We start from the raw sequence: 23,930 nt of genomic DNA on the forward strand, positions 1-23,930 counted from the left end.
CACCGACCCCATGAGAATCGTCTATCACCACCGCACCGCGTCGCGCGACGGCCAGTCGACCCACATCGAGGAGATGATCCGCGGCCTGCGGGCCAACGGCCATACCGTGGTCGAGAGCGCGCCGGCCGTCCATGCCGCGGCGGCCTCGGCCAGCGGTGGCAGCGCCGGCTGGGTCGGCCGGCTCAAGACCTGGCTGCCCCGACCGGTCTACGAGCTGGCCGAGATCGCCTATTCCTTCGTCGCCTACCGCCGCCTCGCGCAGGTCATCCGCGAGCACAAGCCCGAGGGCCTGTACGAGCGCTACAACCTGTTCCTGCTGGCGGGCGTCTGGGCGAAGAAGCGCTTCGGCATTCCGCTGGTGCTGGAGGTCAATGCGCCCATGGCCGTGGAGCGCGCACAGTACGGCGGCCTGGCCATGCCGGGCCTGGCTCACCGCATCGAGCGCTATGTCTGGCGCCAGGCTGACTGCATCCTGCCCGTGACCCAGGTGCTGGCCGACTACATGGTCAGCATCGGTGTCGATCCCGCCCGCATCCATGTGATCCCCAACGGCATCAACCCGGCGCACTTCGAGCATTTGCCCACGTCGGCTGCTGCCAAGGCCGAGCTGGGCCTGGAGGGCCGCCTGGTCGTGGGCTTCACCGGCTTCGTCCGTGAATGGGACCGCCTGGACCGCATCATGAAATGGGTGGCGGCCCAGGACCCCAGGCAGAACGTGCATCTGCTGGTGATAGGCGACGGTCCGGCCCGCGCGGAAATCGAGGCCTGCGCGGCCGAGCTGGGAGTGCCGCAGCAGCTGAGCTTCACCGGCGCCGTGCCGCGCGAGCGCGTGCCGGCCCTGTCCATGGCCTTCGACATTGCGCTGCAGACGGCCCTGGTGCCATATGCCTCGCCGCTGTGCCTGTTCGAGTACCTGGCGCTGGGCAAGGCCATCGTGGCGCCGGACCAGCCCAACCACCACGAGATCCTGAGCGACGGCGAGGATGCGGTGCTCTACCGTCCCGACGACGACCAGGGCATAGAGAAGGCGCTGGACGCGCTGCTGGCCGATGCCGGCCTGCGCGAGAAGGTGGCAGCAAACGCGAGCGCGGTCATCACTCGCCGCGGCCTGACCTGGAGCCAGCATGCCCGCCGCGTCGTCGGCCTGTTCGACGGCCTGCGGGCTGTCAAAGCATCATGAGCAACCGTCCGCTGCGTCTGCTGACCTTCTCCACGCTCTACCCGAGCAGCGTGAGGCCGGGCCACGGCATCTTCGTCGAGACCCGGTTGCGCGAGCTGCTCAAGGGCGGTGGCATCGAGGCCAAGGTGGTGGCGCCCGTGCCCTGGTTTCCGTTCACCCATCCGCGCTTCGGCGAGTACGCCAAGATGGCGGCCACGCCCAGGCGCGAGCAGCGCAACGGCCTGGACGTGCTGCATCCGCGCTACCTGCTGCCGCCCAAGGTCGGCATGTACATGGCGCCGGATTCGCTGGCCCGTGCCGCGATCCGCGCCATCGACCAGCTGCTCGACGAGGGCTTCGACTTCGACGTCATCGACGCCCACTACTACTACCCCGATGGCGTGGCGGCGGCCCAGCTGGCAAAGCGCTACGGCAAACCGTTGACGATCACGGCCCGCGGCACCGACCTGAACCTCATCCCCGCGTACCCACGCGCCAAGCGCCGCATCCATGAGGCGGCCTTGCAGGCCGATGCCTCCATCGGCGTCTGCAATGCGCTGATGGACGTGCTGCGCGGCTGGGGCCTGCCCGAGCAGAAGCTCAATGTGTTCCGCAACGGCGTGGACCTCGAGCGCTTCCGGCCGGTCGATTCCCAGGAGGCCCGCGAAGCGCTGGGCCTCAAGGGACCGGGGCCCTGGATCATCAGCGTCGGCTACCTGATAGAGCGCAAGGGCCATCACCTGACGATAGAGGCGCTGGCCCAGCTCGCGCCCCGGCTGCCGGAGGCCCGCCTGGTCTTTGTCGGCCAGGGCGAGGAAGAGGGTGCCTTGCGGGCGCTGGCCCAGCAGCTGGGCGTGGCCGACCGCGTGATCTTCGCCGGCCCGCAGCCCAATACCGAGCTCTACCGCTGGTACAGCGCAGCTGACCTGTTCGTGCTGGCGAGCAGTCGCGAGGGCTGGGCCAATGTGCTGCTGGAATCCATGGCCTGCGGAACGCCGGTGGTGGCCAGCAGCATCTGGGGCACGCCCGAAGTCGTGACCGATCCTCGGGTCGGGCAGTTGGTCGAGCAACGCACCGGCCCGGCCTTTGCCGAGGGCATTGCGGCCCAGTTGGCCAAGGCCACGGACCGCGGCCTGGTGCGCCGCTATGCCGAAGGATTCAGCTGGCAGGCGACCAGTGACGCCCAGCGCGAGTTGTTTACGCGCCTGGCCAGGGCAGGGCGCGCCTGAAGGATTTCACGCTGGGCAGCGACACAGCGACCTGCCGTGAGCTTCCTGGGCGAGCCAGGCGGCCCGAGGCGCGATACTCGCGCGGGAACAAAGAACCGGATCGAGCAAGATGAAAGTTACCGTCATTGGTTCAGGCTATGTGGGCTTGGTGACCGGCGCCTGCCTCGCGGAGATGGGCAACCATGTGCTGTGCCTGGACGTCGACCCGGCCAAGATCAAGATCCTCAAGGAAGGGGGCATCCCCATCCATGAGCCCGGCCTGCATGAGCTGGTGCAGCGGAACATGGCTGCCGGCCGCCTGGACTTCACCACCGAGGCCGAGCGCGCCGTGGCCCATGGCACGCTGCAGTTCATCGCCGTCGGCACGCCGCCGGACGAAGACGGCTCGGCCGACATGAAATACGTGCTGGCCGCGGCCAGCAGCCTCGGTCGCCTGATGACCGACTACAAGGTCGTGGTCGACAAGAGCACGGTGCCGGTGGGCACGGCCGACAAGGTTCAGGCCGCCATCCAGGCCGAGCTGGACAAGCGCGGCGTCAAGCTCGACTTCGCCGTGGTGTCCAACCCGGAGTTCCTGAAAGAGGGCGCGGCCGTGGCCGACTTCATGCGGCCGGACCGCGTCATCGTCGGCAGCAACGACGAGCGTGCGACCCTGCTGATGCGAGCCTTGTACTCCCCCTTCGTGCGCAACCGCGACCGCCTGCTGGTCATGGATCCGCGCAGCGCCGAATTCACCAAGTACGCCGCCAACGCCATGCTGGCCACGCGCATCAGCTTCATGAACGAGCTGTCGCGCCTGGCCGAGCGCCTGGGCGCCGACATCGAGCTGGTGCGCCAGGGCATTGGCAGCGACCCGCGCATCGGCACGCAGTTCCTCTATCCCGGCGTCGGCTACGGCGGTTCCTGCTTCCCCAAGGACGTCAAGGCCCTGGTCCGCACCGCCGCCGATTGCGGCATGCCGCTGGAACTGCTGAGCGCGGTCGAATCGGTCAACGAGACGCAGAAGCGCCTGCTGGTGGACAAGGTGGTGCGCCGCTTCGGCGAGGACCTCCAAGGCAAGACCTTTGCGCTGTGGGGCCTGGCCTTCAAGCCCGATACCGACGACATGCGCGAGGCTCCGAGCCGCGTCATCATCGACGAGCTGGTGCGCCGCGGCGCCGCGGTCCGGGCCTATGACCCGGTGGCGCAGCAGGAAGCCGCCCGTGTGCTGGAAGGCACGCCGCGGCTGAGCATCGTGGAGAGCGCCATGGACGCGATCAAGGGCGCCGATGCCTTGTTGATCGTGACCGAGTGGAAGGAGTTCCGCAGCCCGGATTTCGATGCGATCCAGCAAGAGCTGAGTACCCCTGTGATCTTTGACGGGCGCAATCTGTACGAGCCCGAACTGGTCCGCGCCATGGGTATCGAATACCTGCCGATAGGCCGCTAAGCCATGTTCACCCTGGCCGTGGTGGCCGCCATCGCGACGCTGGCCTTCCTGGGCCTGCGCCATCCTGCCCTGGGTGTGCTGGGCTGGACCTGGATCAGCCTGATGAACCCGCATGCGCTGACCTGGCGGCTGGCCGATGCGCCGGTGGCCGCCATCATGGCGGTGTCGACGCTGATCGGCCTGCTGGCGACCAGTGACCGGCGCAACTTCCGCTTCAGCCCCGAGATGGTGGTGCTGTCGATGTTCATGGCCTGGATGTGCATCACGCTGCCGTTCTCGATGCGCTTCGATCCCAGCTTCGCGCTGTGGAACCGCGTGATGAAGATCGACCTGATGATCCTGGTCGCGCTGTTCGTCCTGTATTCGCGCCAGCACATCGTGGCGCTGGCCTGGGTGATGGTGGGTTCGGTCGGCATCTACGGCGTCAAGGGCGGTCTTTTCACCCTGGCTACCGGGGGTACGTACCGCGTGTGGGGTCCGGACGGCACCTACATCTATGGCAACAACGAGGTGGCGCTGGCGCTGGTGATGGTCATCCCGCTGATGCGCTTCCTGCAGATGACCAGCGACAAGTTGTGGGTGCGCCGCGGCCTGGTGGCCTCGATGGTGCTCTGCGCGGTGGCCGCCATCGGCAGTCAGTCCCGGGGGGCTCTGCTGGCGATCACGGCCATGGCCCTGGTCATGTGGTGGCGTGGCCCACACCGGGCCCGTGCCGGCCTGGTCATGCTGGCCCTGGGCGTGCTCGTGATCATCTTCATGCCCGATTCGTGGACCGAGCGCATGTCCACGATCAAGACCTATGACCAGGATGATTCGGCGAACCAGCGATTGAACGCCTGGATGATGGCCTGGAACATCGCCAAGGACCGCCTTTTCGGCGCCGGCTTCATGGTCTCGGTGCCCGAGGTCTGCGCCGTGTATTCGCCGATCCCCACCGACTGCCGGGCGGCCCACAGCATCTACTTCATGGTGCTGGGCGAGCATGGCTTCATCGGCCTCATCCTGTTCCTGGTCTTCTGGTTCCTGGTCTGGCGCTCGGCGGGCAAGCTGCGTGTCGAGGCGGCCAGGCAGGCCGAGACCGCCTGGCTGGCGCCGCTGGGCGCCATGGCCCAGGTGAGCCTGGCCGGCTATGCGGTGGGGGGGGCTTTCCTGAGCCTGTCCTACTACGACCTGCCATACAACATCATGGTGCTGGTGGTGCTGGCGCGCCGCTGGATGGCCCGCAAGGCCTGGATGGAGGAGGCTGCCGAGGCGGCCGACCCGGCAACCGTCGGCAAGCGCAAGACGCTGTTCGGCTTGAGGATAGGCTGATGCTGCTTCGCAACCTGCTCGCCTGGGCGGCGCCCGCCGGCCCGCGCTCGCGCCTGTCGGTGCTGATGTTCCACCGGGTCGTGCCCGAGGTGGACCCGCTGTTCCCCGACGAGATGCACGCGGCCCGCTTCGACGAGCTGTGCGGCCGGCTCGCCCGCTGGTTCCATGTGCTGCCGCTGGACGAGGCGGCGCGCCGCCTGGCCGATGGCAGCCTGCCGAGCCGCCCGCTCAGCATCACCTTCGACGACGGCTACGCCGACAACCGCGAGGTGGCCCTGCCCATCCTGCAGAAGCATGGCCTGACCGCCACCTTCTTCATCTCCACCGGGTTCCTGGACGGTGGCCGCATGTGGAACGACAGCCTGATCGAGACGGTACGGGCCTGCCGCCTGGCCGAGCTGGACCTCAGCTCGCTGGACCTGGGCCGCCATCCGCTCGCCAGCATCGAGGACCGTCGCGCGGCGGTCCGCAGCCTGGTCGGCCAGGTCAAGTACCAGCCGGTGGCGCGGCGCCTGGAGCTGTGCGGGCAGATCGCCCAGCTGGCGCAGGTCGAGCTGCCGACCGATCTGATGATGAGTTCCGAACAGGTGGTCGAACTGCGCCGTGCCGGCATGCAGATCGGCGCCCACACCCTGTCCCATCCCATCCTGGCCAAGCTGGATGAGCCGGCGGCCGAGGCCGAGATCCTGGGCAGCAAGCAGCGCCTGGAAGAATTGCTCGGCGAGCGGGTCGGCCTGTTCGCCTATCCGAACGGCAAGCCGGGCGAGGACTACTCGCCGGCCAATGTCGAGCTGACGCGCCGCCTGGGTTTCGATGCGGCGGTCAGCACCGCCTGGGGCGCCAGCCGCCAGGGCGACGACCTGATGCAGATCTACCGCTTCACGCCCTGGGACCGGTCGTTGAGCCGCTTCGGCTGGCGCATGCTGGCCAACCTGCGCCGGGCCTGAGTTCCAGGCCCGCAGCTCAGGCCATGCGGTAGTTCGGCGCCTTGGCCGCGAGCCACTGCTCCAGCATCATCAGGATCCAGACCATCTCGCCGAAGTAGCCGGCGTGCTGGCTGAGCCGTTCGTCGAGCAGGCTGCCCACGAATTCGCGCCTCACGATGCCGCGGTCGGCCAGGCCGTGCAAAGACTTGCCCGCCAGGGCCTTGAGGCCGTCGTGTCGGGCGGTCCAGACGCCGAAGGGCAGGCCGAAGCCCTGCTTCTTCTTGGTGAGGATCTCGTCCGGCAGGAAGCCGCGCAGCGCTTCCTTGAAGAACCAGCGCAGGCGCAGGCCCTTGAGCTTGAAGTCCGGGCGCAGCCGTTCGGAGAACGCCAGCAGGCCGTCGTCCAGCATGGGGAAACCGACGCTGAGGCCGGCCAGGCCGGTCGTGCCTACGACCTTGGGCAAGTCGCAGTCGGCCAAGGTGTAGCGCCAGTCGAAGGCCAGCATGCGGTTGACCAGGTCCTTGCCCTGGGCCTGGGGCCAGAGCGCGCGCTGCTGCTCGGCCGGCCCCTCGATGTTGACCGCTGCCAGCAGCTGCGGTGTCAGCACATCATGCAGGCCCAGATGGAACAGCAGGTTGTAGGTCATCAGGCGGTCGGGCATGGGCACCTTGGCCTGGTTCACATAGCTGGCGCCCTTCTTGATCAGAGGGATGCTGCGCACCAGGCCCAGGCTGCTGATGGGCTCCAGCAAGCCTTGGCGCAAGACCGCGGGAATGCTGCCGTACCAGCCGAACACCTTCTGCTTGGCGTAGCGGGTGTTGCCGCCGAAAAGCTCGTCGCCGCCATCGCCGGCCAGGATGTGGTTGACGCCATCCTCGCGGGCCATCTTGGCGCAGTAGAAGGCGGGCAGGGCGGAGGAGTTGCCGAAGGGCTGGTCGTAATGCGCCGCCACCGCCGGGATGCTGGCCACCAGGTCGGCCGGCGTCACGTAGTACTCGTGGTGCTCGGTCTTGAAATGGCGGGCCGCCAGACGGGCGTACTCCATCTCGTCATAGCCTTCGGCGTCGAAGCCTATTGAGTAGCTGGCGGCGGGCCGGTTCGCCACCTGGCCGAGCATGCCGGCCACGGTGGAGCTGTCGGTGCCGCCGCTGAGGAAGCAGGCCGGCTTGCTGCCGTCCAGCTGCGAGGCCACGGCCTCGCGCAGCAGGCCGCGGAATTCCTGCGCCAGGCTGTCGAACGAATCGCGACCGCCCTCCTGGAAGGTCGGCACCCAGTAGGGCTCCACGCGCAGCTGGCCTTGCTCGAACACCGCCACATGGCCGGCCGGCAGGCGCTGGATGCCGCGGTAGATGGTGCGCGGCGCCGGGATGACGTGGAAGTACAGGTAATCGAAGATCGCCTGCGGATCCAGGTCCGGCTCGGCGCCGGCCAGCGCATCGGCGCGCGGCGCGAAGCTCAAGCCGCCGGCTTCGGCGCGGTAGCAGACGCTGTCCACCGCGAAGCGGTCGACCGCCAGCACGCAGCGGCCATCCGGCAGGCGCAGGCCGACCGAGAAGCGGCCGCTGACGGCCTTGAGCACCTCGGCCGGCGAGCGGCCGGCGGAGAAGGCCTGCTTCCATGTGGCCAGCACGCCTTCGCTGGCCGCGAGGCTTGCGAGGCGAGCGTCCGCAAAGCGCGGCGCGCCGGTGGCGAAAGACGGGTCTTGTGCTTGCATGGGGTCGGACATCGGGTAGGCGAGGGGTGTCATTCCGTGGCTTGCAGGGCACCGGGCTGGCGCGCCGGGCCCTTGAGGGGAATCCAGTGGTGCGGGTGGCTGTACTCGCCTTCGGGCATCAGCACGACGCCGTCCTGCGGTGGAACTTGCACGGCCGTGCCGCGCAGGCGCGAGTGTCGCCTGAGTCGGTAGTCGCCGGAGCCGGGTGACACCAGTTCCGCCGACACGATCACCGTGTTGTTGCGGAAATTTCCACTGGCCGCGGCATCCAGTGGCTGCAGGCCGGCCAGCAGGTTGTTGGCCGCCGTCACCTGGGTGTTGCCTGGCGCCACCCGCAGCAGGCTGCCACCGCTGCGCCGCTGGTCCACCAGGGTGTTGTTGATCAGGTAGAGCTCGTTGCGCGGCCAGCGGTAGCCTTCCTCGCCATAGCTGACCAGGGTCGGGTTCTCGGTGCTGGCGCTCTGCTGGATCAGGTTGCCGATCACATAGGCCAGTCCGCCATTGGGCAGGTTCAACTCGTAGCTGGCCCGGCCGCCGACCTCGTCGGTCAGCCGGTTGTAGCGGATGTCGTTGAGCTGGGCCCGGCTCTTGAGCAGGTGGCCGACATTGGCATGGTGGAAGTAGCTGCCGCGCACGGTCAGCCTCGCGATGGCGCCGGCGTAGAGATGGTGTGAAAGTCCGTCGCCGGCGCCGTTGTAGGCGAACTCGCTGTCGCGCACCTCCAGCTCCAGCGTGGGGTCGTTGCTGGTCATGATGCCGTTCTCGTTGGCGATGAACAGGCAGTCCTCGACCAGCAGGCTGCCGCGCTCCAGCCGGATGCCGGCGCCGTTGCGGTCGGGCACGCGTGTGCCTATGAAGTCGAAGCCGCGCACCTGCAGGCCCTCGGCCCGCACCACCCACAGCGCCTTGCCCTCGGCCGCCTGGCCGCCGGCGTTCAGGCGGACCCGCCCACCCACGGCCACCAGGCGCAGATTCTTCTGGGTCCAGACGGCGGTGTCGCCGAAATACTCGCCGGCGTCGACCTCGATCAGCTCGCCTTCACTGGCGACCTCGGCCGCCTGGGCCAGTGTGGTCAGCTCTCGGCCGGGCCCCACCTGAAGCCGGCCAGATTCGTTGCGGGCCCAGGTCGCCGCCCAGAGCAGGCTGCCGATCAGAACAAGGGAGGAGCGGAGAAATCGCGGCGACATGGACCCGGTGATGCACATATGAGCACCGAGGCTCGGCGCGCAGCGGGCGATTCTGCGGGCTACGCCTGAGTGCTGCAACTGGCGGTGATAGCATGCCGCACCGCTGGCGCCTCCTGCGGGCAAAGCCACGGAAAACGAAACCGCATGAAGCGCGTGTTGATGATCGCCTACCACTTTCCGCCATTGGCGGGCAGCAGTGGGATCCAGCGCACGCTGCGCCTCGTGCAGGACCTGCCGCGTTTCGGCTGGCAGGCTGCCGTGCTCAGCACCGACCTGCGGGCCTACGAACGCATCAGCGAGGACCCGGCCAACGAGATTCCCGCCGGCACCCCGGTGCGCCGCGCGTTTGCGCTGGACACGGCCCGCCACCTGCAGCTCGGTGGCCGCTACCTGGGCTGGATGGCCCGGCCCGACCGCTGGATCAGCTGGCGCTTCGACGGCCTGCGCCAGGGCCTGAGGCTGGCGCGCGAGTTCAAGCCCGACCTGATCTGGTCCACCTACCCCATTGCCAGCGCCCATGTGATCGGCAGCGCCCTGCATCGCAGGACCGGCCTGCCCTGGGTGGCCGATTTCCGCGACCCGATGGCGCACGACGGCTATCCCGAAGACCCCAAGACCTGGCAGCGCTTCCTGGAAGTCGAGCAGGACGTGGTGCGCCAGGCCAGTCGCTGCGTGTTCACCGCACCGGGCGCTGCCGCGCTGTACCGTGAGCGCTACCCGGACACCGCCGATCGCATGCGCGTGATTGAGAACGGCTACGACGAGGACAGCTTCGCCCGGCTGCCGGTCACCGGCCTTGCGCCGTCGGCCGGTCGGCCGATGGTGATGCTGCACAGCGGCGTCGTCTATGCGACGGAACGGGATCCGACTCCGCTGTTCACCGCACTGGGCCGGCTGCGCCAGAGCGGCCGACTGGGCCCGCAAGACCTGCGCATCCGCTTCCGTGCCGCGGTGAACGAAAGCATGCTGCGCGACCTGGCCCAGCAGCAGGGTGCGAGCGAGTTCATCGAGATCTGCCCGGCGATTCCCTATCGCGATGCCCTGACGGAAATGGTCGGCACCGATGTGCTGCTGGTGATGCAGGCGGCCAATTGCAATGCCCAGATCCCGGCCAAGATCTACGAATACCTGCGGGCTGGCCGGCCCATCGTCGGCCTGACCGACCCAGCGGGCGACACCGCCGGCGTGCTGCGCGAGGCGGCCGTTCCGGACATCGTGCCGCTGGACTCGGCCGAGGCGATTGCCGCGGCTTTGCCCGGGCTGGTGGATCGCTGGCGCGCCGGCTTGCTGCCGCTGCCGCGGCCCGAAGCGGTGAAGGCGGCTTCGCGCCTGGGGCGCGCCGAGGCCATGGCGCGCCTGTTCGAGGAAGTGGCGCTGTCGCCTTCTCGCTGAGGCGGCTGGCGGCGAAGCGAGAACCATCGCACGGGGATGGCGGCCGGGGCCCGCGTCGCCTGTCCCGGGCTCCAGGGCGGCCATGGGCGCTCGTTATAGTGCGGGGATGGCCCTGACCGCCCGCCTCAAGAACACCGTCAAGAAAGAACTGAAGTCCCTCCGGCGCCGGTACATGGACCGCTTCCACGCGTTCACGCCGGAGCAGTTCCAGGCCGCCCTGGCAGGGCTGGGCGTGGCAACCGGCGATGCGGTGCTGGTGCACAGCTCCTTCGATGCCTTCGAGGGTTTCCAGGGCAAGGCCAATGACGTGATCACGGCCTTGCAGGCCCGGGTCGGCCCCGACGGTCTGCTGCTGATGCCGACCATGGGCTTCACCGGTTCGGCCATCGAATGGGCCCGTTCCGGCACGCTGTTCGACGTCAAGCGCACGCCTTCGCGCATGGGCCTGGTCAGCGAGCTGTTCCGGCGCACGCCCGGCGTGGTGCGAAGCGTCCATCCCACCCATCCCATCGCCTGCTGGGGCCGCGACGCCGGCCTGGCTGCGCAGGACCACCACCTCAGCCGCACGCCCTGCGGCCGCGGCACGCCTTTCGAATTCCTGTCGCACCAGCGCGGCAAGATCCTGCTGCTGGGCACCGGCCTGGGCGTGCTGACCTACTACCACCACCTCGAGGAAATCTTCGAGCCGCGCTGGCCGCAGAGTCCGTTCACGCAGGAAGTCTTCGAATTCAAGTCCAGGACGGCCGACGGGCAGGTGCTCGAGACCCGCAACCGCCTTTACGAACCCGCGATGTCGCGCCGGCGCAATCTGCAGAAGCTGGAGCCGGCGATCCGCCGCCAGCCTGGTGGTTGGCGCGAAGCGCGCATTGGCCGCCTGCAGCTGATCCTGCTTGACGTGCCGGCAGTCGATGCGGCCGTGGGCGAACTGACCGACCAAGGTATCTACTGCTATGACTGAAGCCGCAGCACGTCCCGCGCCGGCCGCACCCGCTGCCAGGCCCGAGGGGCGGGGCCAGATCCAGGCCTTGCTGGCCGAGGGCCGCCTGCAGGCGGCTGTTGAAGCTGCCCGGCTGCTGCTCAACGAGCAGGGCACGCCGCTGAACCAGCGCTTCGTGCGCCAGCAGGCCCAGGCCGTGACCACGCCCGGCCTCAAGCCGTTCAAGCTGGCCCTGCTGTCCTCGTTCTCGATCGAGTTCATTCACGATGCCTTGATCGCCCAGGGCTTTGCAAACGGCCTGGCGGTCGAGATCTACCAGAGCGGCTTCGGCCAGGTGCGGCAGGAGATCCTGAACCCGGCCAGCGGCCTCTATGCCTTTGCGCCCGACCTGACCGTGCTGGCTGTCGAAGGCGAGGACTGGCTGCCCGAGCTCTATGCCGGTTTCATGGACGCCGATCCCGGCTCCGACCAGCTTGCCCAGGCCACGACGCGCTGCCGCGATGAGATTGCCGAGCTGGCCCGTCAGTTCCGCAGCCGCGCCAGCAAGCCGCTGCTGGTGCACAACTTTGCCCAGCCGGCCCATCGCAGCGCCGGCATCGCCGACGGCCGCCTGGCGGCTTCGCAGCAGGCCCTGCTGGCCGGCTTCAACCAGGGCCTGGCCCAGGCGCTGACCGAGGTGGTCGACTGCTATGTGTTCGACTACGCCGCCCTGGTCAGCCAGCAGGGCGCCCGCCACTGGTACGACGCCCGGATGCGCCTGTACGCCAAGGCGCCCATCGCCTCGGCCATGCTGGGCGCTCTGAGCCGCGAGTACATGAAATACGCCCGGGCCTTCACCGGCCTGAGCAAGAAATGCCTGGTCCTGGACCTGGACAACACGCTGTGGGGTGGCGTCATCGGCGAGGACGGCCTGGACGGCATCCAGCTCGGTGCCAACTACCCGGGCAGTGCCTTCGTCGAATTCCAGCGCGCCGTGCGCTCGCTGGCCCAGCGCGGCGTGATCCTGGCGCTGGCCAGCAAGAACAATGCGGCCGATGTCGATGCCGTGTTCGCCCAGCATTCCTTCATGCAGCTCAAGCCTGAGCAGTTCGCGGCCTCGCAGGTGCATTGGGAGCCCAAGGCCGAATCGCTGAAGCGCATCGCCAGCCAGCTGAACATCGGCCTGGAGCACATGGTCTTTGTCGACGACAACCCGGTCGAATGCGAGCAGGTGCGGCTCGAGCTGCCCATGGTCACCGTGATCCAGCTGCCCAAGCGGCCCGAGGCCTATGTCGACGCGCTGCTCGAAGAGGGCCTGTTCGACACGCTGGGCCTGTCCGACGAGGATCGCCGCCGCGGCGCGCTCTACCAGCAGCGCGCCCAGGCCGAGAGCATGCGTGCGGCCAGCGGCGGCAGCCTCGAGGACTACTACCGCAGCCTGGACATGGTGCTCAACGTTGCCCCGGTAGACGCCGCGAGCATGGCCCGAACCGCCCAGCTGACGCAGAAGACCAACCAGTTCAACCTCACCACCTTCCGCTATTCCGAGGCCGATGTCGCCGAGCGCATGGCCGACGAGGGCTGGCTGCTGCTCACCGTGGGCGTGCGCGACCGCTTCGGCGACAACGGCATCGTCGGCATCGTGATGGCCCAGCAGCAGGGCGACCGGCTGGAGATAGACACCTTCCTGCTGAGCTGTCGCGTGATCGGTCGCACCGTCGAGACCGCCATGCTGGCCCAGCTCTGCGAGGCGGCGGCCCAGCGCGGCCTGGCGCGCCTGAGCGGCCAGCTGCGGCCCACGGCCAAGAACCAGCCGGCGCGCGACCTGTTCGAGCGCCACGGCTTCAGCAAGCAGTCCGAGGACGCCGAAGGCAACAGCCGCTGGCAGCTGGACCTGGGCATCTCGCCCATCGCCTTTCCGGACTGGTTTGTCCGTGGCTGAGGAAATGGCCGCATCAATGAATTTCTCAATCGGAGTCCTGAAGCATGTCTAAGAACGTCGAGCAGACCATCAAGGAAGTGATGGCCGTGGTGCTGAACATCGACGCCAACGCGATCAACGACGACACCTCGATGGACAACACGCCGGGCTGGGACTCGGCCAACCACATCAACCTGGTGCTGGCCCTCGAGGACGAGTTCAGCATTTCCTTCGAGGTGGCGGAGTTCGAGCTGATGCGCAGCTATTTCGACATCGTCGGCGTGGTCGGAGCCAAGCTGTGAGCAGCAGCCGGCCCCAGGCCGCCGAGCTCGGCTTCGACGACATAGAGATCGGCCAGGTCTTCGAGCTGGAGCGCAGCTTCAGCGCAGAGGACGTCCAGGCCTTTGCCGCGGTCAGTGGCGACCACAGCCCGCTGCACGTGGACGCCGAGTACGCCTCCGGGACCGAGTTCGGCCGCTGCGTGGTTCACGGCATCCTGCTGTCCTCGCTGTTCTCGCAGCTGGTGGGCATGCGGGTGCCGGGCAAGCATGCGCTCTACCTGGGCCAGGACCTGACCTTCCGCCGGCCGGTGCTGGTGGGCGAGAGCATCCGCGCCATCGCCAAGGTCACGGCCAAGAGCGAGGCCACCAGCACCCTGGTGCTGAACACCGAGATCCGCAGCGCCGATGACAAGGTCGTGGTGATGGGCACGGCCAAGGTCAAGGTGCGCGACCAGGTTCGCGAGCCTGCCGCCGCGCCGGTGGTTGCCGCTCCCGTGGAACCGGGACAGGTGCGCCGGGTCGCCCTGGTCACCGGCGCCTCGCGCGGCATGGGTGCCGAGATCGCCCGCACGCTGGCCCGCCGCGGCTATGCGGTGGCGGTGAACTACTTCAGCAGCGCCGACCGGGCCGAGGCCGTGGTGAGCGAGATCGTGCAGGCCGGCGGCGTGGCCGCGGCCTTCCAGGCCGATGTGCGCGATGCCGCGGCGGTGCAGGCCATGACCGCCCAGGTGGTGGAGCAGCTTGGCACGCCGACCGTGCTGGTGAATTCCGCCGTCGGTGAATTCGCCAACCGGCCTATCACCGAGCTGCGCTGGGCCGACTTCGAGGCCCACCTGGACTACCAGCTCAAGGCCGTGCTCAACACCTGCCAGAGCCTGCAGCCGCTGATGAAGGCGGCCGGCGGCGGTGCCATCGTCAACCTGCTGTCCCAGGTCGTCGGTGGGGCGCCGGCCACCGGCCTGGCCGACTACGTCAGCGCCAAGACCGCACTGCTGGGCCTGTCCAAGGCCATGGCGGCCGAATGGGCCGACGACGGCGTGCGGGTCAACATGGTGTCGCCGGGACTGACGCGGACCGAGATGACCCAGCATTACCACGAGCGCATCTTCAAGATGGAAGCGGCCCGCACGCCGCTCAAGCGCATTGCCACGACGGCCGATGTGGCCAACAGCGTGGCCTACCTGGCCGGCGACGACAGCGCGTTCATGACGGGCGTGAACGTGTTCGTGACCGGCGGACAAACCATGATCTGAGCAAGGGGCGGCGATTGAGCACCGGCAACACTTCCATCAAGAACAAGCTGCGAGCCCGCTACTGGGCCGCCTCCCACCTGTTCGCCGAACTGAGCTCGCTCTGGGCACCCGGCCGCGGCGCCTTCCGGACCGAGGTTTGGCGCAATCAATGGCGCTTCATGACCGGCGCTGTCCGACCGGTCAATGGAGAGACCGAAGAGCGCGCCCGTGCTGCCGTGGACTGGATCCTGCGCGGCCAGGCGGCGACGCCGGACCACGGCGTGGCCCTGGGCTACTTTCCCTGCGACAACGGCGGCAGCGGTACCGGCTGGCGCGTGTCCTATCCCGAGACCACGGGTTACATCATCACCTCGCTGCTGGCCTACTCGAAGCTGAACGGTGACCCGGCCGCGGCCGAGGCGGCCCTGCGCATGGCCCACTGGGAGGTCGACGTGCAGATGGCCTCGGGCGCGGTGCAGGGCGGCCCGGTCTGCGCCCCCGACAAGCAGACGGCGGCGGCCTTCAACACCGGCATGGTGCTGGACGGCTGGTGCTCGGCCGCCGAGCAGACGGGCGACAAGAGACTTTTCGACGCGGCGCGTCGCGCGGCCGACTTCCTGGTCAATGACCTGGATGAAGAGGGCTACTACAAGACCAACGGCGCCTTCGTCAGCAGCGGCGAGATCAAGACCTACACCTGCCTCTGCGCCTGGGCGGTCTACCGCTTCGGCGTGTTGAGCGGCGAGGAAGGCTACAAGGCAGCGGCCTTGCGCTCGATCGAGGCGGCGCTCAAGCAGCAGCAGGCCAATGGCTGGTTCGCCCACAACTGCCTGACGCATTCCGAGGCGCCGCTGACCCACACCATCGGCTACACGCTGCAAGGCGTGCTCGAGGTGGGCCTGTTGGCCGGTCGTTCCGATCTGGTGGACTCGGTGCGGCGCACCCTCGACAGCCTGCTGCCCCAGATGAAGGCCGACGGCTTCCTGGCCGGGCGCTTCGACGCGACCTGGGCGCCGACCGCGCTCTGGTCCTGCCTCACCGGTTCGGCACAGGTCGCTGTTGTCGCCTACCGCCTCAGCCAGCACCTGGGCGAGGCCCGCTATGCGGAGGCCGCCGACAAGCTGGTGGACTATCTGAAGGACCTGCAGCTGACCCGCTCGGAGGATCCGAACGTGGTTGGCGCCATCGCCGGCTCCTTCCCGCTGTTCGGCGCCTACATGCGCGCCGGCTATCCGAACTGGGCGACCAAGTACTTCCTGGATGCACTGATGCTGCAGCAGGCGCGGCGCTCGGCCTGAGCCTGCCCGCCGGCCGGCGGGCCGCTGCCGCCTCAGGCGGTGCCCGGGTTCACCAGGCCCACATGCCGCGCATAGGTCTCAAGCACCGCCAGCACATGCTGGCAGTCGCGCAGGCCGGTGGCATGCGAGAGCGCGGCCAGGCCCACGCCGGTGGTCGAGAAGGCCTCTGACGGCTTGGCGGCGGCCAGCGCCTGGACCAGCTTGCCGGCCACCGACAGCCTTTCGCCCAAGGGCACGCGGTGGCTGCTGTCCTTGGCGGCCCATTGGTAGCTGCCGACATCGGCCGAGCTGATCGGGCAGGGCACGTGTCCGGGGTAGGTCTGCCAGGGCGTGCTGCGCGCAAACGCCGGCAGGCATTCGAACCACTCGGCGTACAGGCGGTGCAGGATGCCCTGGCGGGCCGGCGTCGCCGCAATGGCCTTCAGGAAGGCCGCGTCGTAGAACGGCGTCAGCAGCTCCAGGCCATGCTGGTCTATGGTCTCGAAATGCTTGAACAGGTGACGGCGCTGGTCGTTGAACAGCAGGAACAGATAGATCTGCCGTCCCACGTCCTTGCGCGGGTAGCGCTGCATCTCGGCCAGCACGGCCGCATGCAGCTGAGCTGGCAGCTCGCGGGCCGCCAAACGTGACATCGCCTTGGTGGGCAGGGCGATGCGGTTGAACGTCATGAAGTAGCGCGTTGCCGCGTCCAGGCCCTGTTGCTCGGCGATGTCGAGCATGGCCTCGTCCATGTAGACATGGCCCAGGCCCACGCTGCCGCCGTCGCCCGACCAGATGAACTGCCGGCGGTCGACGTCCAGGGATTCGCGCTGCTCCAGCCCGGTCTTGGCGGCCAGGGCCAGGAACGAGAAATTGGGGAAGTTGCCGCCGGCCAGGCAGTGCAGGCTCAAGCGCGGGCCGATGGTCGCGGCCAGTTGCTGGGCAAAGATCTGGTCCTGCGAGGCGCTGGCGGAGAAGTTCAGCGCCTCTATGTGCCTGTCACCTTCCAGCAGCGTCGCCACGATGGAGCGCGAGTCCATGCCGCCGCTGAGGAAGCTGTAGACATTGCGGTCCTGGCCAGCTCGAAGGGACACGGCCTGCTGGAACAGCTGGTACAGCTCGGTGGTGCTCGGTGGCGGCTCGGCCTGCGACCAGTCGTAGTAGCGCTGCAATCTCGTCTTGCCCGAGCGGGCACTCAGCACCTCGCACTCACGCAGGATGCTGATTTCGCGGTAAGGCGTGCGTTCGGCCAGTGGGAAGGCGAAGGCGCTCAGTTCGGCCATGCCCAGCGGCGACAGGCTGCGCCGCAGCCAGCCGAGGTTCTCGAGGATGCGCTGCGCGGTGGCGAACACCAGCACGCCATCCTGCACCGCGTAGTAGAGCGAGCGCAGGCCTATATGGTCGGTGGCCAGGGTCAGCGCGTGCTTGCCGGGCTCGTAGTCCACCAGGGCAAAGGAGCCGCGGCAGCCGGCCAGCAGCTCGAGATTGCCCTGCCTCAGGGCCTGGCCCAGCCGGGCGGTCTGTTCGGCCCGCGAGGGCGGGGCATCCTGGAGCAGCGGGTCGCCGGCCAGCTTCAGCACGCCTTGCGGGCCCTCGCTCCAGCTGCGTTCGGCGAAGGCACCGGAGTCCCAGCTTTCAAGGCAGAAGCCGGGGGCTTCGTAGCGCTGTCGCTCGCCACGTTCGTCATCGCGGCTGCGCAGGTTTCGGCGGAGGTCGTCCGCCAGGGCCGCCGGTATCCGGGCCGCAGCGTCCAAACAATAAGCACCGGCGAAGACAGTCATTGGGTATTCCGCATCGATGGCGTGGATGGCGCGATTGTTCTACAGCCCACGACGCCAGGGCCCGACAGTTTTGCGTCGAAAGTGGCGTATTGCATTGCTGCGCGCGTCACGCGGCCGGCGAGTCCGGCGCCGACGAAGGTCGGACCAGCTTCAGCAATTGCCGGGCGCTGTCGCGGTCCAGGCCGAACAGCAGGCCCAGGTAGACCAGGCTGGCCACGCCCATCATCAGGACAATGCTGGGCCAGGCCGGGAGGCCGATGGCGTCACAGCCAGTGCCGGTGGCCACGACCGCCGCGGCCATGGCGGCACTGAAGGCCGCCGGTTTGGCCAGCGCACCCAAGGCATCGCCAATGCCGATGCCAAGCACCGCCGACGAACGCTGGATGTTTTGTCCCACCAGCAGCGGCAGACCGATCAGCCAGGCCAGCGCCAGGCCCTGGGCGCCGAAATAGCCGCCGATCAGGAAGCAGCAGGGCATCAGGATCACGCCGGTGATGCTGTTGCGCAGGTCGATGCCGGCATGGCCCGTGCCTTGGATGGCGCTGGACTGCAGCACGCTGAGCAGGCGCAGCGGCAGGGCCACGGAGACGATCTGCAGCGGTGCAACCGCGCCGCCCCAGTTGGGGCCGAGCAGGGCCGGGATCAGCCAGGGCGACAGCGCCGCCAAGCCCCAGAGCACTGGCACCACGACATACGCAACGAGACGCAGCCCCATCAGCAGCGCCGGCCTCAGCGGCGCAGCCTCGCGGTGGAGCTGGGCGATCACCGGGTAGGTCACCTGGTTGACCACGGACATCACCCGGCTGACCGGCAGCATGGCCAGATGCATGGCGACCGAGTATTCACCGAGAGCATTCTTGGACAGCATGCGGCCGGCGATCAGCACGTCGCTCTGGCCGAACACATAGCTGGCCACCCGTGACAGGGCGACCTTGAAGCCGAAGCCGATCAGGCCCTTGGCGGCGCCCAGCTTGAAGCTGGGCCACAGGTTCAGCGGCACCAGCAGGTTCAACAGCACGACGCGAGCCAGCGTGCCGGCCAGCGGTCCGATGATCAGCGACCAGACGCCGTAACCCTTCCAGGCCATGCCGGCCGTGGTGAGCGTTGCGGCGAGGGCCACCACCACCTCGATCACCGAGCTGCCGCGGAATCGCAGGTCGCGGCGCAGCTGGGCATCGGACATGGCCGACAGCGGCGCCATCACCAGCTGAAGGGCCGCGATCTGGATCAGCGGCGCGGCTTCGGGCGCCTGGTAGAAGGCGGCAAGTGCCGGCGCCAGCAGAGCGACCAGGGCGGCGCCGCTGAGCGAAAACAAGATGGACGCGCCAAAGATGCTGCGCATCTGGGCCTTGTCCAGCCGCTCGGCCTGCACGATGCCGGCGCCTATGCCGAACTCGGCCGCCATGGCGACGATGGAGAGTACGGCGGTGCAGATTGCCGACAGGCCATAGTCCTGCGGCGACAGCGTCCGCATCACATAGATGGTGCCGACCCAGGAAATGATCTGGGAGCCCAAGCGGCTGGCTGCGGTCCAACGCAGCCCTTGCAGGAACTGGCGCTCGACGGTCATGGGGCCGAGGCCGCCGCAGCCACTGGAGCGGCAGCGTCACGCCAGGCGCCCAGCTTCTGCAGGCGCTCGACCAGGCCGTCGATCTTCAGGCCCAGTTCCTGGGCCTTGTGCGCATGCGTCAGGGCCTTGTCGGTTTTGCCCACGTCAAGGTACAGGGCGGCAATGTTGCGCTGGGTGAAAGGGTTGTCCTTGACCTGGGCCGCGGCGGCATCGATCTGCGCTTCTGCCTCGGCCGGCCGGCCGGTCTGCACCAGGTGGTTGGCGAACAGCAGCTTGACCAGCGTGTCGTCGGGACGGAAGGCCACCCCGCGCATGAAGTAGCAGTCGACCGAGTACTTGGTCTCCACCGGCTGGGTCGTCTTCAGGCGGATCGCCAGGTTGGACAGCGAGACCAGGGCACGGTGGTGGTTGGGAAACACGGCCAGCGTGTAGGCCAGGTCCTTGCCGGGGTTCTTGACCAGCTTGCCGCGCAGCCCGGCTTCGACTTCGGGCGTGAAATGCTCGACCTCGACCACATGCAGCAAGGCCTTGTGGGAGCGGTAGGTGTTCTCGGGAATGTAGTGGTCGGGCCGGTAGTCGAAGGGCCCCCAGGCCATCTCGAAATGGCCGCAACCGGCCGGCAGCGTCTGGGCCTGCAGACCGGAACTCAGCGCCATCAGCGCGAGGGCGGCAAGGGAAGTCGACTTCATGGCGTGCTCCGAAGATGGTCTGCTGGATGAATTGTGCAGCAGGGTTTTTGGCTGGCCCGGCCCGCCGCGCTATTCATGGGGGTCTGCGTTGGCCGGCCGCGCGGCGCGCAACTTCAGGACCAGGGCCTTGATGCCGCGGCGGCAGCCCTCGACGCACAAGTCCTTGAGTCCGATGAGCGACAGCGGGTTGTAGGCCACCAGACCCCAGCGCTCGCGCCGGTGCGACATCCAGGTCTGCTTGTAGGGGTCGTCGCCTATCAGGTAGTCCACCTCGTGGACGCGGTCCACGTCCAGTGCGTGCTGCATCAGCGCGGCGGTCAGCACGGTGCCCGGCGAATAGCTCTTGTAGCCCTCGTCGTAGGCCACCTTGTAGATGTCGGCCCGGCCATTGGCGACGATCCAGATCTGCGCGGCGATCGGCTTGTCGCCCAGCCAGACCACGCCCAGGCGCAGCCAGCCGCGGCTGCGGCAGAAATTGATCAGGCCGGGCACGAAGCCCAGGTAGGGCTCCGGTTGCTTCCAGCTTGCCGCGTAGACCACTTCGTAGGCCGCGATGCCGCGCTCGATGTCGTCCTCGATGATGATTTCCACCCGGCCCCCATCGGCCTGCAGCTTCTTGGTCATCCGGGAAATGGTGTTGCGCTGCTTGCTGCTGCGCTGCGCCAGATACGCGGCCCAGCTCTCCTGTTGCGCCAGATACCAGTTGCCGAAACAGAAGTAAGGGAAGCTGATCAGATTGGCCAGGCGCAGGGCCGATTGCAACGTCCGGAAGCTGGCCGCCTCGATGGCCATGGGGAAGAACTGGAACGAGCTCAGCCCACGGTGGTCGCGCTGGATGGCGCGGATCAGGGTCGACAGCTGCACATCGGTCAGTCCGGGCGCCAGCACCGGTGCGTACAGGGCCGTGTAGTAGTTCGCCAGCGACTGGACCTTGGCGTCAAGGGTTCGGGCCGTCAGCAGCAGCGGCAGCACGGCCATGGGACGGCCATCGTGCTCCAGCACGTAGAACATGACCCCGGCATGCTCGGGGAAGACCTGGTCGACCAGGTTGGTGTACCAACCGACGCCGAACTGCATCGAGTCGTCCTCGGCCTCGGTCAGGAAGCGGACCAGTTCGGCCGGAAACTCCGAAGGATGCCTGTAGCAGCGCACGCCGACCGGACCGGTCGCGTCGCCGCGGGCGCGCGAGCCGCGGATCAGTCGCAGGCCGGATCGCGTCGCCCGGGCCGTCGTCCTCGCGACGGCGTTGCGATAGAAGCCCAGGTGTCTGATCCAGCGATGGCCGGAGGACCACTTCAGCTGCTCATCGCTGGCATCGGTATAGAACTCGATGCGGCCCTCCGGCAGCAGGCCGAAGCAGTGCTCGATGGCCAGCCGCAACAGAACGCGGCCCGGCGCATACGAGGCGGCGCTTTCAAGGTAGGTTGTCTTGAGCATCACCAGCATGCGGTCTTCGATGATGGCCAGGCGCGCGGCCACCAGTTGATCGTCCAGCCACAGCTCCCAGGCGACCGCTAGACCGTCCTTTGCATGCTGGCACATGACGTCGCGGTAGAAACGTTCCTGGACAGGGCTGCTGCCCACCGCCGTGCCGCGCGACCCCTTCCAGCCGGCGGCTTCAAGCGCCGCGTAGCGCGCCACGGCCGTGGCGATCTGCTCCGGTTCGGTGATGGTTACGAAACGCTCGCTCAGCCCGTCGGCCTGGGCGCGGCGCCGGTAGCGTTCCAGGTTCTGTGTCAGCTTCTTGGGGCGGGACCGCCAGTAATCGTCGAAGCTGCCGGTCAGCGCGATGTCCATGGTGAGGGCCTGGTCGACGCTGTCGCTGGAGAACAGGCCGGTCGAAGCCAGGTCGCCGAAATGCGGGTCGCAGCAAAGCAGGTCGAGCTCGGCCGCCAGGCCCGGCAGGCTGCGGACCAGGTCCTCGACATGGCTCGCGTCATGCAGCAGCGTCGGACCCAACTGCGCCTGCTCCGGCAGGAAGCTGCGCCAGGAGAAGCTGCCGTGCTGCTGCACCACGCACATGCCTTCCACCTGGTCCTCGAGCGTCAGCACGCAAAGGTATTCGCCGCCGGTGGCGAAATTGCCGAGCAGCGCATTGACGAAACGGCTGCTGAGCATGGGGTTGGGGGCGAACAGGCGGCGCCGCAGGGTGTCCCAGGCCGTCGCGTGTTCACCAAGGCTGCCCTGCAGCGGATGAAGGGTCCAACTCATCGCATCAGCTCAGCCTGTGTTGAAGCGGATGGCCGGAGGGCAGTGGCCAGCCAGTGGTTCGTCGCCTGCTCGACCTCGGCCCGCCAGGGCGCGGACGAAAAGGTGTGGTCGGCCTCGGCGAAGTCTCGCCGGGTCGTGGTGGGGCGATCGATCAGGCCTTGCCATTCGCGGCTGGCCTTGACATGGTCGAGGAACTCCTTGGCCACATAGTCGGTGCCGCTGAGCAGCAGCAGCACCGGACCGGGGAAGCGCTTCCAGGCGCGCGCCATGCGGGCCTGGAAGCCCAGGCGGTCGGCGCTGGCGGGTTTGGCGCGCGATGCCGTGCGCAGCTTGGCCAGGAATTCCTTCAGCGCCTTCAAGCCGGTGCGCCCGCTCAGCAGCTTGAGCCAGAACTCCTTCTGCATCAGTCGCTGGGCGTAGTAATGCTTGACCTGGGTCTTGGCCAGGCTTTCGGTGGAGCGGACCCAGGGGTTGAGCAGGACCAGGCCGGCGATGTCGCCGTCGGCTGCTTGCCCATCGACGTAGAGCAGGGCGGCCGAAGCGCCGTCGCACAGGCCCCAGAGCACGACCTGGCGGACCGCCGGGCATTGCTCGCGCAGGCTGCGGACCGCGGCCGCGATGTCTTTGCCCACGTCCTCGAACGAGCGCAGGGGGCCTTCGCTGTCGCCCATGCCCCGGTAGTCGAAACGCAGGCAGTGGTGACCTTGCGCGGCCAGCGCGCGCGACAGCAGGGTGAACTGCCGGTGGCTGCCGACCCGGTACTGCGGGCCGCCGACGATGACGACCACGCCCACGCCACTGGGCTGGGCCGGCTCGGCAAGAATGCCAAGCAACTGTTCGCCCTGGCAGTCGAAGCTGACGGCACGTTCGGTAACGCTCATGCACCAGCCTCCCGCAGCAGCCGGCAGCCGGTCTGCACAAGGTCGGGCAGTTCCTCGATCTCGGTGGTCTGCCAGAACGCCGGGCCCTGGGCGAAGCCGTTCTGGACCGCATAGCCCGCATCGCGCCAGCGTTGCTGGGCTTGCAGGGCCACCGGTGTCCATTCGGGCGCTTCGCGCGAACTCACCTCGATCCAGACCAGGCGGCGGCCGGCTCCGTCTCCTTCGGGGGGCGTCAGCGGCGCGGCTTCCAGTCCCTTGGCCAGTGCAGCCGGCAGCAGGTAGCCGGCCACCTCGACCGAACGGCCCTGGTCCAGCTCGCTGCGCAGGCTGGCCATCAGGCCCTTGCTGCCGCTGTCCAGCATTTCTCCGGCCACCTTGAGCCGCAGGAACTGCTGCATCAAGGTCTTGCCGGAGGCCGGCGGCTGCACCAGCAACAGCTGGCTCGGATAGGGCAGGGTCTTGTGCGCTTCGACCGCAAGCAGGCAACCGGCACGCAGACCCCAGAGCCAGAGCGTCCGGCCACCAGGCTGGGCCATCAGCCAGTCGCTCGCCTGCTTCACGTCGTCCAGCCAGGCCTGCCAGCTCGCATCGCCGAAATCGCCGCTGCTGTCGCCACAGCCGAGCGGATCCAGCTGCAGCACCTCATAGCCTTCGGCGGCGAAGGCGCGAGCCTGCAGGGCGGCCATCCGCCGCGCCTTGTTCATCTCGTCGGCGAACGGCGCCAGGTAGAGGATCTTGCCGAGCGAGCCTTCGCTGCGCCTCGCCGGGTGGTAGAGGCAGTAGCGGTGGCCGCCGGAAGGACTGTCCAGGAAGAAGGGCTGCAT

The 23,930-nt window shown here is 68.1% G+C and carries 19 protein-coding genes; 11 read left to right on the forward strand and 8 right to left on the reverse strand.

Features of this window, described 5'->3' with window-relative positions; translation table 11 throughout:
* Positions 1 to 10: 10 nt before the first annotated feature.
* The 5 genes from QT382_RS02230 (at position 11) to QT382_RS02250 (ending at position 6,075) form a co-directional block, all read left to right on the forward strand.
* The gene (locus tag QT382_RS02230; protein WP_289252414.1) at positions 11 to 1,180 is read left to right on the forward strand and encodes a glycosyltransferase family 4 protein; all 1,170 of its coding nucleotides are present in this window, start codon (positions 11 to 13) and stop codon (positions 1,178 to 1,180) included.
* On the forward strand, positions 1,177 to 2,388 hold the full coding sequence (locus QT382_RS02235; protein WP_289252415.1) for a glycosyltransferase family 4 protein: 1,212 nt from the start codon (positions 1,177 to 1,179) through the stop codon (positions 2,386 to 2,388). The genes QT382_RS02230 and QT382_RS02235 overlap by 4 nt, the downstream gene beginning before the upstream one ends.
* 109 nt (positions 2,389 to 2,497) lie before the next feature.
* Positions 2,498 to 3,817: a UDP-glucose dehydrogenase family protein gene (locus QT382_RS02240; RefSeq protein ID WP_289252416.1), complete on the forward strand. Its 1,320-nt coding sequence runs from the start codon at positions 2,498 to 2,500 to the stop codon at positions 3,815 to 3,817.
* A gap of 3 nt (positions 3,818 to 3,820) precedes the next feature.
* Positions 3,821 to 5,128 carry a putative O-glycosylation ligase, exosortase A system-associated gene (locus QT382_RS02245; protein ID WP_289252417.1) on the forward strand — a complete coding sequence of 436 codons (1,308 nt, stop codon included), beginning with the start codon at positions 3,821 to 3,823 and terminating at the stop codon, positions 5,126 to 5,128.
* On the forward strand, positions 5,128 to 6,075 hold the full coding sequence (locus QT382_RS02250) for a polysaccharide deacetylase family protein (RefSeq protein WP_289252418.1): 948 nt from the start codon (positions 5,128 to 5,130) through the stop codon (positions 6,073 to 6,075). Before QT382_RS02245 ends, QT382_RS02250 begins: the two co-directional genes overlap by 1 nt.
* 16 nt (positions 6,076 to 6,091) lie before the next feature.
* On the opposite strand, the gene QT382_RS02255 is transcribed toward QT382_RS02250, so the two are convergent.
* Positions 6,092 to 7,768 (reverse strand): asparagine synthetase B family protein, encoded by a 1,677-nt coding sequence (locus QT382_RS02255; protein WP_289252419.1) that lies wholly within the window; start codon positions 7,766 to 7,768, stop codon positions 6,092 to 6,094.
* A gap of 29 nt (positions 7,769 to 7,797) precedes the next feature.
* Positions 7,798 to 8,955: a right-handed parallel beta-helix repeat-containing protein gene (locus tag QT382_RS02260; protein WP_289252420.1), complete on the reverse strand. Its 1,158-nt coding sequence runs from the start codon at positions 8,953 to 8,955 to the stop codon at positions 7,798 to 7,800.
* A 144-nt stretch (positions 8,956 to 9,099) separates the two neighbouring features.
* Here QT382_RS02260 and QT382_RS02265 point away from each other — a divergent pair, with 144 nt between their 5' ends.
* The 6 genes from QT382_RS02265 to QT382_RS02290 all read left to right on the forward strand — a co-directional run bounded on the left by QT382_RS02265 (position 9,100) and on the right by QT382_RS02290 (position 15,995).
* Positions 9,100 to 10,347 (forward strand): glycosyltransferase, encoded by a 1,248-nt coding sequence (locus tag QT382_RS02265; protein ID WP_289252421.1) that lies wholly within the window; start codon positions 9,100 to 9,102, stop codon positions 10,345 to 10,347.
* 106 nt (positions 10,348 to 10,453) lie between these two features.
* Entirely contained in the window at positions 10,454 to 11,305 is an 852-nt protein-coding gene (locus tag QT382_RS02270; RefSeq protein ID WP_289252422.1) for an AAC(3) family N-acetyltransferase, read from the forward strand.
* The gene (locus QT382_RS02275) at positions 11,298 to 13,205 is read left to right on the forward strand and encodes an HAD-IIIC family phosphatase (protein ID WP_289252423.1); all 1,908 of its coding nucleotides are present in this window, start codon (positions 11,298 to 11,300) and stop codon (positions 13,203 to 13,205) included. Before QT382_RS02270 ends, QT382_RS02275 begins: the two co-directional genes overlap by 8 nt.
* Before the next feature lie 44 nt (positions 13,206 to 13,249).
* A complete protein-coding gene (locus QT382_RS02280) occupies positions 13,250 to 13,486 on the forward strand; it encodes an acyl carrier protein (RefSeq protein ID WP_289252424.1) in 237 nt (78 codons plus the stop codon).
* Positions 13,483 to 14,718 carry an SDR family oxidoreductase gene (locus QT382_RS02285; RefSeq protein ID WP_289252425.1) on the forward strand — a complete coding sequence of 412 codons (1,236 nt, stop codon included), beginning with the start codon at positions 13,483 to 13,485 and terminating at the stop codon, positions 14,716 to 14,718. The genes QT382_RS02280 and QT382_RS02285 overlap by 4 nt, the downstream gene beginning before the upstream one ends.
* Positions 14,719 to 14,732: 14 nt before the next feature.
* Positions 14,733 to 15,995: a glycoside hydrolase family protein gene (locus tag QT382_RS02290; protein WP_289252426.1), complete on the forward strand. Its 1,263-nt coding sequence runs from the start codon at positions 14,733 to 14,735 to the stop codon at positions 15,993 to 15,995.
* Between the two features lie 32 nt (positions 15,996 to 16,027).
* On the opposite strand, the gene QT382_RS02295 is transcribed toward QT382_RS02290, so the two are convergent.
* From QT382_RS02295 to QT382_RS02320, 6 genes are all read right to left on the reverse strand, one after another.
* Complete coding sequence (locus QT382_RS02295) at positions 16,028 to 17,755, reverse strand: asparagine synthase-related protein (RefSeq protein ID WP_289252427.1); 1,728 nt, start codon at positions 17,753 to 17,755, stop codon at positions 16,028 to 16,030.
* 106 nt (positions 17,756 to 17,861) lie between these two features.
* Positions 17,862 to 19,325 (reverse strand): lipopolysaccharide biosynthesis protein, encoded by a 1,464-nt coding sequence (locus QT382_RS02300; protein WP_289252428.1) that lies wholly within the window; start codon positions 19,323 to 19,325, stop codon positions 17,862 to 17,864.
* Positions 19,322 to 20,014 carry a hypothetical protein gene (locus QT382_RS02305; protein ID WP_289252429.1) on the reverse strand — a complete coding sequence of 231 codons (693 nt, stop codon included), beginning with the start codon at positions 20,012 to 20,014 and terminating at the stop codon, positions 19,322 to 19,324. Before QT382_RS02305 ends, QT382_RS02300 begins: the two co-directional genes overlap by 4 nt.
* Before the next feature lie 69 nt (positions 20,015 to 20,083).
* On the reverse strand, positions 20,084 to 22,225 hold the full coding sequence (locus QT382_RS02310) for a GNAT family N-acetyltransferase (RefSeq protein WP_289252430.1): 2,142 nt from the start codon (positions 22,223 to 22,225) through the stop codon (positions 20,084 to 20,086).
* On the reverse strand, positions 22,222 to 23,106 hold the full coding sequence (locus tag QT382_RS02315) for a hydrolase 1, exosortase A system-associated (protein ID WP_289252431.1): 885 nt from the start codon (positions 23,104 to 23,106) through the stop codon (positions 22,222 to 22,224). Before QT382_RS02315 ends, QT382_RS02310 begins: the two co-directional genes overlap by 4 nt.
* Entirely contained in the window at positions 23,103 to 23,930 is an 828-nt protein-coding gene (locus QT382_RS02320; protein WP_289252432.1) for a hydrolase 2, exosortase A system-associated, read from the reverse strand. The genes QT382_RS02315 and QT382_RS02320 overlap by 4 nt, the downstream gene beginning before the upstream one ends.

The organism is Pelomonas sp. SE-A7 (assembly GCF_030345705.1).
In the GTDB taxonomy this organism is placed as follows: Bacteria; Pseudomonadota; Gammaproteobacteria; order Burkholderiales; family Burkholderiaceae_C; genus JAUASW01.

What these genes read in the sequence shown, in the direction of transcription:
- QT382_RS02230 (WP_289252414.1), top strand. Translation starts at nt 11, where the DNA reads ATGAGAATCGTCTATCACCACCGCACCGCGTCGCGCGACGGCCAGTCG.
- QT382_RS02235 (WP_289252415.1), top strand. Translation starts at nt 1,177, where the DNA reads ATGAGCAACCGTCCGCTGCGTCTGCTGACCTTCTCCACGCTCTACCCG.
- QT382_RS02240 (WP_289252416.1), top strand. Translation starts at nt 2,498, where the DNA reads ATGAAAGTTACCGTCATTGGTTCAGGCTATGTGGGCTTGGTGACCGGC.
- QT382_RS02245 (WP_289252417.1), top strand. Translation starts at nt 3,821, where the DNA reads ATGTTCACCCTGGCCGTGGTGGCCGCCATCGCGACGCTGGCCTTCCTG.
- QT382_RS02250 (WP_289252418.1), top strand. Translation starts at nt 5,128, where the DNA reads ATGCTGCTTCGCAACCTGCTCGCCTGGGCGGCGCCCGCCGGCCCGCGC.
- QT382_RS02255 (WP_289252419.1), bottom strand. Translation starts at nt 7,768, where the DNA reads ATGCAAGCACAAGACCCGTCTTTCGCCACCGGCGCGCCGCGCTTTGCG.
- QT382_RS02260 (WP_289252420.1), bottom strand. Translation starts at nt 8,955, where the DNA reads ATGTCGCCGCGATTTCTCCGCTCCTCCCTTGTTCTGATCGGCAGCCTG.
- QT382_RS02265 (WP_289252421.1), top strand. Translation starts at nt 9,100, where the DNA reads ATGAAGCGCGTGTTGATGATCGCCTACCACTTTCCGCCATTGGCGGGC.
- QT382_RS02270 (WP_289252422.1), top strand. Translation starts at nt 10,454, where the DNA reads ATGGCCCTGACCGCCCGCCTCAAGAACACCGTCAAGAAAGAACTGAAG.
- QT382_RS02275 (WP_289252423.1), top strand. Translation starts at nt 11,298, where the DNA reads ATGACTGAAGCCGCAGCACGTCCCGCGCCGGCCGCACCCGCTGCCAGG.
- QT382_RS02280 (WP_289252424.1), top strand. Translation starts at nt 13,250, where the DNA reads ATGTCTAAGAACGTCGAGCAGACCATCAAGGAAGTGATGGCCGTGGTG.
- QT382_RS02295 (WP_289252427.1), bottom strand. Translation starts at nt 17,755, where the DNA reads ATGACTGTCTTCGCCGGTGCTTATTGTTTGGACGCTGCGGCCCGGATA.
- QT382_RS02300 (WP_289252428.1), bottom strand. Translation starts at nt 19,325, where the DNA reads ATGACCGTCGAGCGCCAGTTCCTGCAAGGGCTGCGTTGGACCGCAGCC.
- QT382_RS02305 (WP_289252429.1), bottom strand. Translation starts at nt 20,014, where the DNA reads ATGAAGTCGACTTCCCTTGCCGCCCTCGCGCTGATGGCGCTGAGTTCC.
- QT382_RS02310 (WP_289252430.1), bottom strand. Translation starts at nt 22,225, where the DNA reads ATGAGTTGGACCCTTCATCCGCTGCAGGGCAGCCTTGGTGAACACGCG.
- QT382_RS02315 (WP_289252431.1), bottom strand. Translation starts at nt 23,106, where the DNA reads ATGAGCGTTACCGAACGTGCCGTCAGCTTCGACTGCCAGGGCGAACAG.
- QT382_RS02320 (WP_289252432.1), bottom strand. Translation starts at nt 23,930, where the DNA reads ATGCAGCCCTTCTTCCTGGACAGTCCTTCCGGCGGCCACCGCTACTGC.